General features: G+C 37.5%; 14 protein-coding genes, 1 pseudogene and 1 riboswitch. Of the genes and pseudogenes, 9 read left to right on the plus strand and 6 right to left on the minus strand.

Going from position 1 to position 13,232, the window contains the following annotated elements:
• Nucleotides 1-9 precede the first annotated feature (9 nt).
• Nucleotides 10-102: riboswitch (TPP riboswitch) on the plus strand.
• A gap of 62 nt (nt 103-164) precedes the next feature.
• From thiM to KI430_RS05115, 5 genes are all read left to right on the plus strand, one after another.
• On the plus strand, nt 165-959 hold the full coding sequence (gene thiM / locus KI430_RS05095; RefSeq protein ID WP_248877187.1) for a hydroxyethylthiazole kinase: 795 nt from the start codon (nt 165-167) through the stop codon (nt 957-959).
• The gene (thiE, locus tag KI430_RS05100) at nt 959-1,597 is read left to right on the plus strand and encodes a thiamine phosphate synthase (protein ID WP_248878270.1); all 639 of its coding nucleotides are present in this window, start codon (nt 959-961) and stop codon (nt 1,595-1,597) included. Before thiM ends, thiE begins: the two co-directional genes overlap by 1 nt.
• On the plus strand, nt 1,594-2,427 hold the full coding sequence (gene thiD, locus KI430_RS05105) for a bifunctional hydroxymethylpyrimidine kinase/phosphomethylpyrimidine kinase (RefSeq protein WP_248877188.1): 834 nt from the start codon (nt 1,594-1,596) through the stop codon (nt 2,425-2,427). The genes thiE and thiD overlap by 4 nt, the downstream gene beginning before the upstream one ends.
• Nucleotides 2,414-3,064, plus strand: a complete 651-nt coding sequence (gene tenA, locus KI430_RS05110) for a thiaminase II (RefSeq protein ID WP_248877189.1) — start codon at nt 2,414-2,416, stop codon at nt 3,062-3,064. Before thiD ends, tenA begins: the two co-directional genes overlap by 14 nt.
• Nucleotides 3,065-3,410: 346 nt before the next feature.
• The gene (locus KI430_RS05115; protein ID WP_248877190.1) at nt 3,411-3,719 is read left to right on the plus strand and encodes a hypothetical protein; all 309 of its coding nucleotides are present in this window, start codon (nt 3,411-3,413) and stop codon (nt 3,717-3,719) included.
• A 54-nt stretch (nt 3,720-3,773) separates the two neighbouring features.
• Here KI430_RS05115 and KI430_RS05120 read toward each other — a convergent pair whose 3' ends face one another.
• Nucleotides 3,774-5,036 (minus strand): exodeoxyribonuclease VII large subunit, encoded by a 1,263-nt coding sequence (locus tag KI430_RS05120; RefSeq protein WP_248877191.1) that lies wholly within the window; start codon nt 5,034-5,036, stop codon nt 3,774-3,776.
• A 143-nt stretch (nt 5,037-5,179) separates the two neighbouring features.
• On the opposite strand from KI430_RS05120, the gene KI430_RS05125 reads away from it, so the two are divergent.
• Both KI430_RS05125 and KI430_RS05130 read left to right on the plus strand, forming a co-directional pair.
• Entirely contained in the window at nt 5,180-5,320 is a 141-nt protein-coding gene (locus KI430_RS05125) for a DUF2945 domain-containing protein (RefSeq protein ID WP_248877192.1), read from the plus strand.
• Between the two features lie 130 nt (nt 5,321-5,450).
• Complete coding sequence (locus tag KI430_RS05130; RefSeq protein ID WP_248877193.1) at nt 5,451-6,596, plus strand: serine hydrolase domain-containing protein; 1,146 nt, start codon at nt 5,451-5,453, stop codon at nt 6,594-6,596.
• Between the two features lie 116 nt (nt 6,597-6,712).
• On the opposite strand, the gene KI430_RS05135 is transcribed toward KI430_RS05130, so the two are convergent.
• The 5 genes and pseudogenes from KI430_RS05135 to KI430_RS05150 form a co-directional block, all read right to left on the minus strand.
• Nucleotides 6,713-7,288, minus strand: coding sequence for a CinA family protein (locus KI430_RS05135; RefSeq protein ID WP_248877194.1), 576 nt, complete (start codon nt 7,286-7,288; stop codon nt 6,713-6,715).
• A 148-nt stretch (nt 7,289-7,436) separates the two neighbouring features.
• On the minus strand, nt 7,437-7,796 hold the full coding sequence (locus KI430_RS05140) for a response regulator transcription factor (protein ID WP_074235143.1): 360 nt from the start codon (nt 7,794-7,796) through the stop codon (nt 7,437-7,439).
• Between the two features lie 73 nt (nt 7,797-7,869).
• The gene (locus KI430_RS05145; RefSeq protein ID WP_248877195.1) at nt 7,870-9,732 is read right to left on the minus strand and encodes an ATP-binding protein; all 1,863 of its coding nucleotides are present in this window, start codon (nt 9,730-9,732) and stop codon (nt 7,870-7,872) included.
• A gap of 15 nt (nt 9,733-9,747) precedes the next feature.
• Nucleotides 9,748-10,077 (minus strand): annotated as a pseudogene (locus KI430_RS18105) (PAS domain-containing protein); the annotation flags it as partial.
• Between the two features lie 31 nt (nt 10,078-10,108).
• Nucleotides 10,109-10,468: a PleD family two-component system response regulator gene (locus tag KI430_RS05150; RefSeq protein WP_248877196.1), complete on the minus strand. Its 360-nt coding sequence runs from the start codon at nt 10,466-10,468 to the stop codon at nt 10,109-10,111.
• Nucleotides 10,469-11,039: 571 nt separating this feature from the next.
• Between KI430_RS05150 and KI430_RS05155 the strand changes: the two genes are divergently transcribed.
• Nucleotides 11,040-11,813 (plus strand): SDR family NAD(P)-dependent oxidoreductase, encoded by a 774-nt coding sequence (locus tag KI430_RS05155; protein ID WP_248877197.1) that lies wholly within the window; start codon nt 11,040-11,042, stop codon nt 11,811-11,813.
• A 54-nt stretch (nt 11,814-11,867) separates the two neighbouring features.
• A complete protein-coding gene (locus tag KI430_RS05160) occupies nt 11,868-12,788 on the plus strand; it encodes a helix-turn-helix domain-containing protein (RefSeq protein ID WP_248877198.1) in 921 nt (306 codons plus the stop codon).
• Nucleotides 12,789-13,232: the final 444 nt, after the last annotated feature.

Consider the following 13,232-nt stretch of genomic DNA (forward strand, 5'->3'; position numbering starts at 1 on the left):
TACTTTTGCTTTACGCTTTAGGGGTATTCTGAAAAGAATTGAGACAGTCCCTTTGAACCTGATACGGCTTACACCGACGTAGGGAAAAGCAATAAATCATTATTGATCTAATAATGACTGTTGTTCGGATTTATCCTAAAGCTTTTATTTTTAAAAATATTAGAATGGAAAACAATCTCTGGCAACACATCCTGCACGTAAGAAAAACTTCGCCCCTCGTTCATAATATCACCAATTACGTCGTGATGAACAATACCGCCAATGCACTCTTAGCAATCGGCGCTTCGCCAATTATGGCCCACGCAAAATCCGAGGTGGAAGATATGGTAACTATCTCAAATGCTTTGGTCATCAATATTGGAACGGTTGATGAATACTGGGAAGAAGCAATGGTTTTAGCAGCTAATAAAGCCAACCAATCAGAAAAATCCTGGATATTAGATCCCGTTGGAGCAGGTGCTAGTCCCTATCGTGACTCAGTTTTAAACAAGCTAATATCCTTAAATCCTACAGTTATCCGGGGCAATGCTTCCGAGATTATTGCTCTCGCAAAGGCGAATACTACGCCTACCAAAGGAGTAGACAGTACGGCAAAAAGTGATCAGACCGTTGAAGCTGCAAAAAAGCTAGTCCAAAATTACAATTCGTTGGTCTGTATTTCCGGTGAAACTGATATTGTTGTTAGCCACGATCGAATTATTTATTTGAAAAACGGACATCCGATGATGACAAAAGTAACGGGACTCGGTTGTTCGGCAACAGCACTCATTGGTGCATTCACCGGAGTTATTGACGATAAGACGGAAGCTGTGGTTGCCGCAATGAGTTTGATAGGTATAGCAGGAGAACTGGCCGCTGAAAAAAGTACAGGTCCCGGAAGTTTACAGCTCCACCTCATCGACAAATTATATAATCTGACGGAAGAGGAATTTTTCGCTCATCTAAAGCTGGTCGAATGATGAGTTTACATTCTGCATTTCCTTATCAATTGTATTTGGTCATTTCCGAAAAAGATTGCCTGGGCAAGAATTTTCTTAAAGTGGCTGAACAATCAATCTTAGGTGGCGTTGACATAATTCAGCTTCGTGAAAAAGATGCTTCAACTGAAGATTTTCTTTTTAAAGCTTTAAAACTAAAAGAAATTACCGATAAATACAACATTCCCCTGATTATTAATGATCATTCTGAAGTTGCTAAAAAAGTAGATTCTGCAGGCATTCACGTTGGGAACAATGATGTATCGCCATCAGCTCTCAGAAATCAGCAATTTTTTAAGAATAAGATCATCGGATATTCCATTGAATATCTTGCTCAGTTGGAAAATGAATACACGGAGCTATCAGATTATTTGGGAGTCAGTCCCATATTCAGCACCAATACTAAAAGAGATACGGTTACAGAATGGGGACTGGAAGGTTTGTCTAAAATACGATCACTAACCAGTAAACCGCTTGTTGCCATTGGAAATATTAATATATCCAATGCAAATGCGATCATCAAAGCAGGAGCAGACACAATCGCAGTGGTATCCGCTGTCTGTGCAGCAGAAAATCCAGAAAAAGCGGCATTCACACTTAAAAATGAAATATTGAAATGAAGAAATACACTTATCCTTCTGTCCTAACCATAGCGGGTTTTGACGGCAGTGGCGGTGCGGGAATTCAGGCGGATATCAAAACGTTTTCTGCGCTCGGATGCTATGCGACTTCTGTCCTGACTGCTCTGCCTGTACAGAATACAATGGGCGTAAGGAAGATTTATCCTATCCCAATAGAAGCGGTAGCCGATCAGATAGAAGCAGTGATGGATGACATCGTTCCTCAGTCCATTAAAATTGGGATGGTTCACACCCCGGAGTTGGTAGAAACAATAGTAAACACTTTGAATAAATACCCAAAAATTCCCATCGTATTCGATCCCGTAATGGTGGCGACAAGCGGACATCGGTTGATAGAAGAGGAAACCATCCATACGATTATTGAAAAACTGTTCCCGCTTGCGGACATCATCACCCCCAATATGGACGAGGCATCCATACTTGCAGGGATGGAAGTGAAAACATTAGATGATATGCAGGTGGCAGGAAAAAAAATTCTACAGTTTGGATGTAGAAATATTCTGCTGAAAGGCGGACACCAGGAATCGTCGACAGTAACCTCTATATTTTTTAATGAGAAAGAAAATCAAACCTCTTTTGAAACAGAAAAATTTATCACTAAAAATACCCACGGTTCAGGATGTACACTTTCTTCGGCTATTGCAGCATACCTTGCAAGAGGTGAAGAATTAGACAAATCAGTAGCGTTGGCACAGCACTATGTTTTTGAAGCCATCAAACATGGAAAAGATGTACTTACCGGGCGGGGCAACGGTCCATTAAATCACTTTTTTAACCCTCATAAATTAATCAAAAATGACCTGGTCTGAATTAACCTGGAAACAATGCGAAGATCGATATCAGTCGATCCTTAAGATGCCTTTCGTAGCTGAGTTGGCAAACGGTACTTTGCCTAAAGAAAAATTTCAGTTCTATATGGCTCAGGATTCTTTGTATCTCGAACACTTTGGAAGAGCATTAGCACTGATTGCCGCAAGAGCAAACGATATCACACACACTTTAAAGTATCTGAAATATGCGGAAACTGCCATCGTCGTAGAAAATCTATTGCACGAATCATACTTTAAAGACTTCGGTTTAACTGAAAAAGGAGAAATACAGCCTGCTTGCCATCACTACATTCATTATCTAAAAAGTACAGCGGCATTGGAGTCTGTAGAGATTGCGATGGCTGCAGTACTACCCTGCTTTTGGATTTACAAAAAAGTCGGTGATCACATTTACAATTATCTGCAATCTGAAAACAATCCCTACCAAAAATGGATTGATACTTATGGCGGAGAAGAGTTTGCAGGTGCTGTAGAACAGGCGATCAGTCTCTGTGATCAGGTGGCTTCAGAAACGACCCCCATTATCAGAAAAAAAATGACGGAAGCATTCATAACCTCCTCAAGAATGGAATATCATTTCTGGGAAAGTGCCTATGAACTCAAAAAATGGGCTTAATGGATCAAATAAACGTAGTAATATTTGATAAGTATGGTGTCCTGGTCGTAGATATTGCTATAAATCCTACGGGACGCTTAAATTTACTGAAACATTTTTAGGAATAATATTATAAAAGATTTTTTCAGCAGGGACAACAGAATAGATTTGCTATAGAAAATGAGATAGGCTGAGATTCATAATGAATATTGAGGCTTTGGTCTACATAAAGGTTCGACTAAATCATTGGGGTTTCTAAGATATTTATGTAAGATTGAGACTCAAGAAACATTTAGAGATTGATAAAAAATATATTTACACTAAATTGCAGCTGAAATCAAACGAAGTCAAAACGAAATACTTCAAAATGAAAAAAAAGCCTCACTTTAAAGCCTTATTAACCTTTCTTCCTGAAGATAGTGGGGGTATTTCGACACCTGTTTCATCAGGATTCAGAACAACCGTCAGATTCCCTTTTGACAGCAAAGAATTCCTAGCCAATCACAGCTTCATTGAAACGGAGATAATTTATTCCGGAGATACAGTCAGTGCGAACATAAATCTATTAGAAACAAAGGATGCACTAGAACAAATTTATGAAGGAATCGATTTCGATTTACTTCTAAATTCGATTATTATCGGCCAGGGCGTCATTACAAAAATCTATGCTTCATAAAATTCCAAAAAGTAAAAAGCCGATTTTGCTTTGCCTAAAAAAATATAGATATATCTAAACCAGCTTTGCCAAGATAAATCCTATCATCAGTGCCAATACAAAAGCGATTATAATTTTTACATAATCAGTCTTGGTACTTTGCATTTGCTGATTTAACCTGATATTTTCTTTTTTGATCATTTCCAGATCGATGTTTAAAGAAGCAGTCTTTTCATTAACAGCAGCCAATATATTCTTGTCGTGTAGAACAGCAATTTCTTTTTTGTAAATTTCCAGTTCTTCCTGTCTTTGTTTCTGTTGCTCCGTAAAAGTTTTATTAGTATCCAACAGCTGCTTGGCAGAATTCTCCTGAAGTTTCTGGAATTCTTCTGTTCTCTTAGCCAGCTGTTCTGTTAAAGTTTTAATCTGTTCTGAATATTGCTTTGAAACATCTTTTTTAACCTCATCAATTAATAATGCTCTTGAATTGGATTTTTCATTAGATAATTTTTCAGCAATAAAATGCAGACCCGCACCATAATCGTGTGGCAGATGAAATCTTTTATCCGCTAATTTATCCAATAAGCTTTCATCCACTGTATGTCCGATTGCAGTTACAGTTACTGCATCAAGATCAATAAATAATTTAGAAAGCGTTATGTCATTGAAGGTTTCCATGCTTTGACGGTCACCTCCTCCTCTAACTAAAGCAATAATATCGTATTGGTTTTTGGAAAGCTCCTGAAGTTTGGCGACCAATGATGTCGAAGAAGTGATATTGCAGCTATGTTCTGTGATATCAAAATATTTTTGGGAAACATCCAGTCCCTCCTTAAAGTCGTGTTGAACTATAGCATTATTACCATATATATTAGCTATTCTTATTGGTTGATTTTGCAGGATCTTCGTTCGGATTAAATTCTCAAGATCCCTAGAACCTTTCTCAAGTTTCTTTTGGATTAGGGAATATCGAACGACATCTTCTTCTGAAATAGCCCGCTCCTCCTGGTGTATAATCTCATCAACAACAAAACGAAGTTCTATAGAAGAACTTTTAATACTTTTTTCTATGAATCCTTTTAGAAGATAAATCTCATTATTCTGAATCTTTGAACGTAATAAAGATGAAATTTTAACACCTAAGGAAATATTGTCAGATTCTGAAAACAGCTGATCATAATAATAGCTTCCGTAGGATTTACCATTACCAAAAACATATCTACCCTTTAAGTAAATGATATTAACTGTAGCATTTAATTTAATGGCATTAATGAATAACCCTAAAACCAGCGATGGCGAGTAAATCTGAAAAGAAGATTCAATAGCATTATTGTTCATTATATCTGATAGCTGTCAACAAAGTTATAAATATTTAATTTCTTTTATTTTTTGTGACTTGCTCAATTAGTATAATATTTGTTTAACAAAAAATACAATCTAATATTATTTTCAAATAGAAACAGCTGGTAAAAAAAAGACTTATGTTAAAAAAGGGTGACGCGGTAAAATGGAAATTCCGAAATGGAGATACAAATGGAATTATTATTAATATTCACACCAAGGACTTTGTTTTTATGAACAGGCAAAGAAGAGCTTCAGAGGATAATCCACAATACAAGTAATGAGTGAAAAGACAGGCAAAAAAGCGGTTCATAAAGCATCTGCATTAAAAAAAATATAAGTTTCTTTAATACTATCTTATCAATTGGTATAATTTTTAAAAGGAAATTATTAAACTTAAATTATGCGACTTTGAAAAAAACTTTAGCAGCATTTTTTGCAACAGCAGGCGCTGTAGCAACTGTAATTTACCTGTCAGGATATCATTATATTTTTAAAGCTATTGGCAAAAACATCGCACCTGGCCCCATTACGCCATCTAGCGATGATGAAGAGAAATTCCCTTCCCATCTCGTTTCTAATGCTGCATCAAAACCTTGGCAGACACATCGACTTTATAATTCTTTCTTATTACCAGACACTTTAACGAAAGAACTGAGAAAGACAAGGGCTTCTTCTCTGCTGATTATCAAAGATAAGCAACTGATTTTCGAGCAATACTGGAAAGACCATCAACAATCATCTCTGATGAACTCTTTTTCTATGGCTAAAGGAATCTTGTCTCTGTTGGTTGGTTGCGCCATCAAAGATGGTTACATTAAATCAGAGAAACAATTGGTATCTGATTTTATTCCCGAATATAAAAGTGACCGTTATGGAAAACATCTAGTAATTTCCAACCTGATGACTATGCAGGCTGGTTATGATTGGATGGAAGAGTATAATCATCCTTTCGCTGAAAATTCCAAGCAGTATTTTGTTGAAGATCTGACAGAGCAGGCACTTAATGTGAAATTTAAACAAATGCCGGGACAACAGTATGAGTACCAAAGTGTAGCGGCTCAGGTCTTGGGAATTGTACTAAAAAGAGCTGTTGGAAAATCTCTCGCTCAATATCTTTCGCTTAAGTTGTGGAAACCTTTAGAAATGGAATATCCAGCCAAGTGGAGTGTTGATAATAAGGGAATGGAAAAAGCTTTTTGTTGCATTCATGCAACACCACGTGATTTTGCGAAAATTGGACAACTTGTATTGCAGAAAGGTCAATGGAAAGATCAGCAACTTATCACTAAAGATTTCTATGATGAAATGCTGGCACCTACAAAACATAATGATGCGTTTGGATATACACTATGGTTAGATGATGAAAGCCAGATGAAATACAGATTTTTTTATGGTTTTCTTGGTCAATTTATAATAGTAGTTCCTGAGAAAGATCTAGTCATTGTTAAAACTGGTTTTTATAACAGACTGGACGTTGATGAAAAAAAGAGACCCTTGCAGGTTAAAATTTTGGTTGAAGAAATTACAAAGTTGGTTGCTGAACAAGAATTATAAATTGCTATAGTCTCATTACTTGATTCGTACTGTACAATATTGGATTTAAATCTGTATGGAATTGTGATTTCAAAATTATCACTTCTCATGTCAATCACGTAATTCCTTCAATGTAGCTATGACGCCCTACTTTCCTGCTGTTTGTCCAATTCAATCTTAAAACAGCCTAATATAAATTCTGAATAGTATAACTGCGCATTAACCGATTTAGTTCTGGAATGCAAATCCAATTTTTCAGACAGGATCTTCTCTCCTCTGTAACTGATCGCAAAATAACAATATAGTTTTCCGTTAGATTCTTCAACCGGTGATGCATAACCAGTTACCGCAATGGACCAATCTGAATTGTATAATCTGGAAACGTTCAATGCCATTGTCTCAGCAATACCCGCTGAAACACTATCACAATTTAAAGCTTGCTCCTGATTGACATTTAACAAATTAACTTTTTCTTCAAGTGTATAAGCGGTCATTCCACCCTTGTAAAAATGGGAAGCATCTTTCATCTGGGAAAATGAAAATTGCAGAAATCCAGAAGTGACGCTTTCTGCTATTGCAATTGTTTCTCCGGAGGATAAAAGCCTCCTGCCTATATACTTTAGCAGTTTATCAAGCTCAATGATAAAATAGATTAATGACCGGACTGAAAGTTCATCGGCATTCACTCCAAATTGAGAAGGTTTTACAATCATGTGTTGTCCTGGTTTATTTAATAATGTTAACGAAGCATTACAATATCTAAACCATACTCCCCAAGAGACTATTTTTGTAATTCATAAGACAGTACGAAAAAACCGAATATTACTTTAGAGTCTATCAAATGATAATCAAAAGCTGTAATTAGGTCTTCAGCACAGCACGGATTCTCTCAAGAAGGACGACGATATCAAAAGGCTTGGGTATAATATCATCGGGAGAACAGCGGAGAGAAATATCCTGTACGGATGCGTGGGCACTCATCATAATGACAGGAATACTTTTGCTGCCGCGGATAGATTTAACATGCTGGCATAAGTCGGTTCCTGATCCGTCAGGCAACCGTACATCAAAAAGATACAGATCCGGATGAGAAGCAGTATCTCGTTTTTTAAATTCTGAAACTGAGGCAAAGGACTGCACTTCAAAGTTTTCAAGACCAAGAAATACTTCAAGTACTTCCCTGATTCCCTGGTCATCTTCAACCACATAGATTTTTTTCATAAAGGCTGTCTATCAATAATAACACCACAAGGTGCTTTACAAAGTTTAAATTATTTAATTATTATCAATGGGTTTATAATGGAAGAATAAACCAAAACGTTGTTCCCTTTCCTACTTCGCTTTCTACACCTATTCTGCCGCCGTGATTTTTAATGATGTCAGCACAAATATATAAACCTAAACCCAGGCCGGAGAATTTCTGTCCTTGGTAATTGGTTCTGTAATACCGTTCAAAGAGATGTCCTATTTTATCTTCCGGGATACCGGGTCCCTGATCTCTTACACTAAACTTCACTTCTTTTTTATGCAATACCTCAGCTTTGATCAATATATCGGATTCTGAAGCATATTTGATGGCATTATTGATAAAATTAACCATGACCTGACCGATTTGCTGATGATCTGCAATCACCTCCTGATCCACATCGCCTTCAAAAGTGATTTTTTGATCTGTATTCTGAGCGAAGTTTGAACAACAGTCTTCAAAAAGCTCTGAAATAATAAATGACTGCTTATTAAGCTTCAGTTGGCCATGATCCATTCTGCTGGTATCCAATAAACCATCAATCAGCTTTGTAAGCTTATCAAGACTTTTAACGGACTGCTCAAGAAGTCTTGCTCTGGTATCTGCAGATAGTGAAGTCGTAGCTCTTTGAAGTAGCTGCAAAGAAGCTTTCAGAGCAGTAACCGGTGTCTTCAGCTCGTGGCTGGCAATGCTGATAAAATCGTCTTTTCCCTGTGAGGCCAATCGCCTCGCTGTAACATCCATAAAAGTTCCAATGCCACCTATCAAATTACCTGCACTGTCAAACATTGGCGCCGCATTAATAGAAAGATAGAATTTATCCCTGTCAGGCGGCTGAACAGCAATTTCATAATCAAATACCGGCTTTTTTGTAGTCATCATAATAGCCATAGGATGCTCTTCCGGAGGTAATGGCGTGCCGTCAATACGAAGATTCTGCCATAGAGCGTCATAGTAAGTTCGTTTTTTGATCTCACTTTCCTTAAGCCCCAATATCTGCTGAGCCATAGGATTAGCATAAACCATCTGTCCGGTCGCATCAGTTACGCCAACACCTTCTGCCATGGTTTCCAGTATTGCTCTTAAGCGCTGTTCGCTGTTACGGAGACTTTCCTCCAATTTAATCTTTTCCCTAATGGTATTCTCCAGCTTTTGATTAGCTACAATCTGTGTTGTGACTTCAAGCGCCATATCTATCACACCTGTAACGACACCGTTCTCAACATAAGGTGTATAACTGAAGTTAAAGTAACATTGTTCAAGCTGACCATTTCTATTAAGGGTTACGGGATTAGCTTCATCCGAATGTCTTAAGCCTTTTTCATAGGTATCAACCAGCATATTCGCAGCTCTCTGGCCTTTAAGTTCTGGAAGTTCTTCGAAAAGCGGTTTACCAACAATAGATACATCCTTGCCAATTAGCTCCAGCATCGTTACGTTAATCATTGTGACAATATAATCATCACCCTTTACCAGCATCATCGCTACAGGAGCCTGCATAATCAGATCCCGAAAACTCATCTCACTGGTCGTGAGTTTTTCATTTAGTTTTAGAATGGTCTCGTTCAGATCCTGAAGTTCATTATTTCTACTTCTTAGACTTTTGTTTTTCAGGCTAAGATCGGAAATATCATTTTCTTGTATTTTTTTATCAAGTAACAGATGAAAGTTTTCCTGCTTCAACTGATCATTAAGAAAATAAATCTGCCGGTTAGCATTGTCAAGCTGTTTGTTCGTTGCAACATATTCTTTGTTAATGGTTGCTAAATCCTCATTGCTGGATCGCAACTCTTCATTTAAGGAATTGAGACCTTCACTGGCAACCCTCAATTGATCTTCTCGATCCTGAACGAGTTCCCAGGCTTTCTGTCTCTCTGTAACATTGGTGGCCGTATGTAGTATGCAGTACACTTCACCCTCTTTATTTTTAATAGGCTTATAAGTAAAATCAAAGAAGGAGGTAATCATTTTGCCATTGATTTCTAAAGTGGCAGCTGTGTTGTGCGCTTCGTACACTTCGCCTGTACGCCATACATTTTTGAGAAGCTGTGTAAATGGCTGCCCTTCCATTTCAGGTAGAGCATCTTCAAACCTTTTTCCGCGAATAGATTCATCTTTACCCCAGATTTCCAGCATAGCATCGTTAGCAAACTGTATATTGATTTCCTCACCTGTATAAATAGCGGTAGCATCATTCGATTGCTTAAGGATCTCGAACAATGCATCGGTGCCTAAAGCAGAAAAAAAATTAATCATGTTCAAAAATTATATCGTGAGTTTCGAATTCTTAGGCAAAATATCGGGCAATTTTTTCCTCCAGATACTCAATATCAAATGGTTTCTTAATATAATCATCTGCACCAGAATCCTCCTTGTACTTTTTGATTTCATTGCTTGCGCTGACATACAAAATCGGAATATTCCTGAATCGATCGTGTTCTCTCAATAATTTTACAGCTTCCAATCCGCCTATAGTGGGAATATGATGGTCCATTAGAATAAGATCTGGGAGAAAGGTGGTAACATCCTTGATAACCTGATTGGATGTATTGGATACCACAATATCATAGCCCGCACCCGAAAGCACGAGTTGCAACACATCAAGAATCGCTTCATCATCATCAAAAATCAAAATTCTTTTTGCCATAGTACCACCGTATTTAAATTTATCGCTTTTATGTCGGCTTGTTTATTTATAACAAATATATCCTTTTTTAAGAAAAATATTTGCCAAATAATTTAATTACTATGCAGATAATATTAAAATAAAAATTTATGATTAGTAAATTCATATATCTTTTACAACTACAGAGGAATACTATTAGCACAGGATTATTTGCAGTTACAGATTGATAAGCATTATCAAGACATTATGAGTTACTAATATTTTAATTAAAAGTCCGATAAAAAGAAAGCTAGGCTAATGGTGACAGTGCTACAATCTGCCCCGCAAAAGCCTAAGGCATAAACGGTCTCCTCTATTAATGGGGTTTCCATTTATTCCGTTTCAGTTTGTCTTTTCTACCATAAACAAATCATATATTTTTTCTTTTTGTGGTTTTTCTCTGAAAAAATAAGCAGCAGCCTTCCTGACGTCCAACAATAATCAAAACTGCATTTTGGAATCTTTGATTAGGCTTCAACTAGTCTTGATTGGGATACATCCGTTGTAATTTTAATTGGCAACTTTGCTTCATCAATTTTAAAACATTAAGATTATGCAGAACAATGAAAATAAAGTAGCCCTTGTATCGGGTGCCAATACAGGTGTAGGATTTCAAATTGCTAAAGCGCTTGTGGAGAATGGCTATACAGTTTATTTAGGCTCCCGTGATCTTGCAAAGGGTGTAGCAGCTCTTGAAGAACTGGGCGGATCGGCAAAAGCAATCCAGCTGGATATTACAGATTCAGATTCTATCAACGCAACAGTGAAAAGTATTGAAAAAGAACATGGATACCTGACTTTATTGGTAAATAATGCAGCGATCTCTCACGCCGGCAATCCGGGACGTACTTTGGAGGAGATTATGGGTGCGCAGCGTGCCAGTATAGCAACGATTGATGAGCTTAAAACGGTTTGGGATACGAATGTGTTCGGAACATTAGCGTTAACACAGGCCTTTTTACCCCTGTTACATCAAACAGATAATGCAAGGATCGTGACGGTTTCAAGCGCCTTGGGGTCGCTGACGACCAATGCCAATCCGGAAAATCCTTACCGTTCTAATTTTGATGCTGTATATGGCGCTTCTAAAACGGCACTTAACGGAATTTTTCTTTCCCTTGCTATCGACTTGGAGAACACCGGCATCAAGGTGCATCTGGTAAGCCCGGGATTTACAGCTACGGCGCTCAATAATTTCCAGGGAACGGACTCTGTAGAGGAAGGTTCGAAGGAACCAATCCGGGTAGCGTTGGCGGAAGACCTTCCGACCGGGAGTTTTACAGGCCCTGCCAATTTCAGTGGGAAAGATAATATTCTTCCCTGGTAGTTTTTAATATACAACCTATGATCTTTGGTCATAGGTTTTTTATACATTTATAGTATGAAACCCAAAGAAGACAAACTGATCCGCTTCATCTCGATATCTGAAAGCCACCAGGCTTTTGGTCTGCCCGCACCGCAGCATCCACTTATCAGTCTAGTCCATTTTAATAAGGATAATCCTTTTAATACGGCAATGGCACCAATCTACGATGTCCTGAGTTTTTATAAGATTACTTTTATTACAAAAAATAAGGGAAGACTCAAATATGGCAGGAACTATTATGATTATGATGAAGGCAGTATGTTGTTTCTGGCACCTGACCAGCTGGTGGGGAGTACCGATTATAACAGCGAGACCTATTGCTATATTTTATTGATTCATCCTGATTTCCTGCTGGGTCATCCTATCGCACGAAAAATAAAGCAATACGGCTATTTTTCTTATGCTTCCAATGAGGCACTCCATTTATCAGAAAGTGAAAGGGCTATCATCCAGTCGGTTTACAGCATTATGAAGCAGGAACTGAACAGCCGTGTCGATGAGTTCAGCCAGGAAGTGGTTATTGCTCAGTTGGAATTATTGCTGAGCTACGTCAACAGGTTTTATAAAAGGCAGTTTATCACAAGGAAAGTGGTTAATAACGATATACTGCAGCGAACTGAAAGTATCCTTGAGGATTATCTTAATGATCAGCTATCACTAAAGTATGGTCTGCCATCTGTGCAATATGTGGCGGATCAGCTTAAAATCTCATCCGGATATTTGAGCGATCTGTTGCGCTCACTCATTGGTCAGAATGCCCAGCAGTATATACGAAACAAAATCATCGAAAAAGCGAAAGAACGATTAACCAATACTGTATTGACTGTGGCAGAGATTGCTTATGAATTAGGGTTTGAACACCCACAGTCTTTTAGTAAAATGTTTAGGGTAAGGACAGGGTTGTCGCCTTTAGAGTTTCGTAACTCGTTTGAGTAATCAGCATTATTAGAAGATAACCTTAACTTTTCGTTTTATTATACAAGGAAAGATGGTACTAAATTAAAACCGCATACTCCTAGTGAACGAAAAAAAAGATAATCATTTGACTAGACATTTAATTCTGACTCTGTTCAGAATTTACATTTTACCTCCTTTTCTTTGGGTGGACTTCGTGAAATAATGTTAGATTGGGCTTTTGAATTGCTGAATGAGAACTCTAATCTCTTGGTTGTTTTGTTGAATAAGTTTTTGCCTGTGCTGGTTCCTGAGCTTCAAAGGCTCTGCTTGACTTTATTTGTCTTTCAGTAGCTTTAGTATTTGGTATTGATACTTTTACTCTTGAATAGAATAAATCGAAACTGAATATTCTGACAGAAGTAATTCTTTAATTTAAAAACCTGAAAAAGTTTTGTTGTTAATAATTTAAGTAATAGTAGCAGC

The organism is Epilithonimonas zeae (assembly GCF_023278365.1).
GTDB classification, from domain to species: domain Bacteria; phylum Bacteroidota; class Bacteroidia; order Flavobacteriales; family Weeksellaceae; genus Epilithonimonas; species Epilithonimonas zeae_A.

Bases quoted from the DNA above. Each gene is read 5' to 3' on its own strand.
- KI430_RS05155 (WP_248877197.1), top strand. From the start codon at position 11,040: ATGCAGAACAATGAAAATAAAGTAGCCCTTGTATCGGGTGCCAATACA.
- KI430_RS05150 (WP_248877196.1), bottom strand. From the start codon at position 10,468: ATGGCAAAAAGAATTTTGATTTTTGATGATGATGAAGCGATTCTTGAT.
- KI430_RS05140 (WP_074235143.1), bottom strand. From the start codon at position 7,796: ATGAAAAAAATCTATGTGGTTGAAGATGACCAGGGAATCAGGGAAGTA.
- thiM (WP_248877187.1), top strand. From the start codon at position 165: ATGGAAAACAATCTCTGGCAACACATCCTGCACGTAAGAAAAACTTCG.
- KI430_RS05125 (WP_248877192.1), top strand. From the start codon at position 5,180: ATGTTAAAAAAGGGTGACGCGGTAAAATGGAAATTCCGAAATGGAGAT.
- KI430_RS05135 (WP_248877194.1), bottom strand. From the start codon at position 7,288: ATGATTGTAAAACCTTCTCAATTTGGAGTGAATGCCGATGAACTTTCA.
- thiE (WP_248878270.1), top strand. From the start codon at position 959: ATGAGTTTACATTCTGCATTTCCTTATCAATTGTATTTGGTCATTTCC.
- thiD (WP_248877188.1), top strand. From the start codon at position 1,594: ATGAAGAAATACACTTATCCTTCTGTCCTAACCATAGCGGGTTTTGAC.
- tenA (WP_248877189.1), top strand. From the start codon at position 2,414: ATGACCTGGTCTGAATTAACCTGGAAACAATGCGAAGATCGATATCAG.
- KI430_RS05160 (WP_248877198.1), top strand. From the start codon at position 11,868: ATGAAACCCAAAGAAGACAAACTGATCCGCTTCATCTCGATATCTGAA.
- KI430_RS05115 (WP_248877190.1), top strand. From the start codon at position 3,411: ATGAAAAAAAAGCCTCACTTTAAAGCCTTATTAACCTTTCTTCCTGAA.
- KI430_RS05120 (WP_248877191.1), bottom strand. From the start codon at position 5,036: ATGAACAATAATGCTATTGAATCTTCTTTTCAGATTTACTCGCCATCG.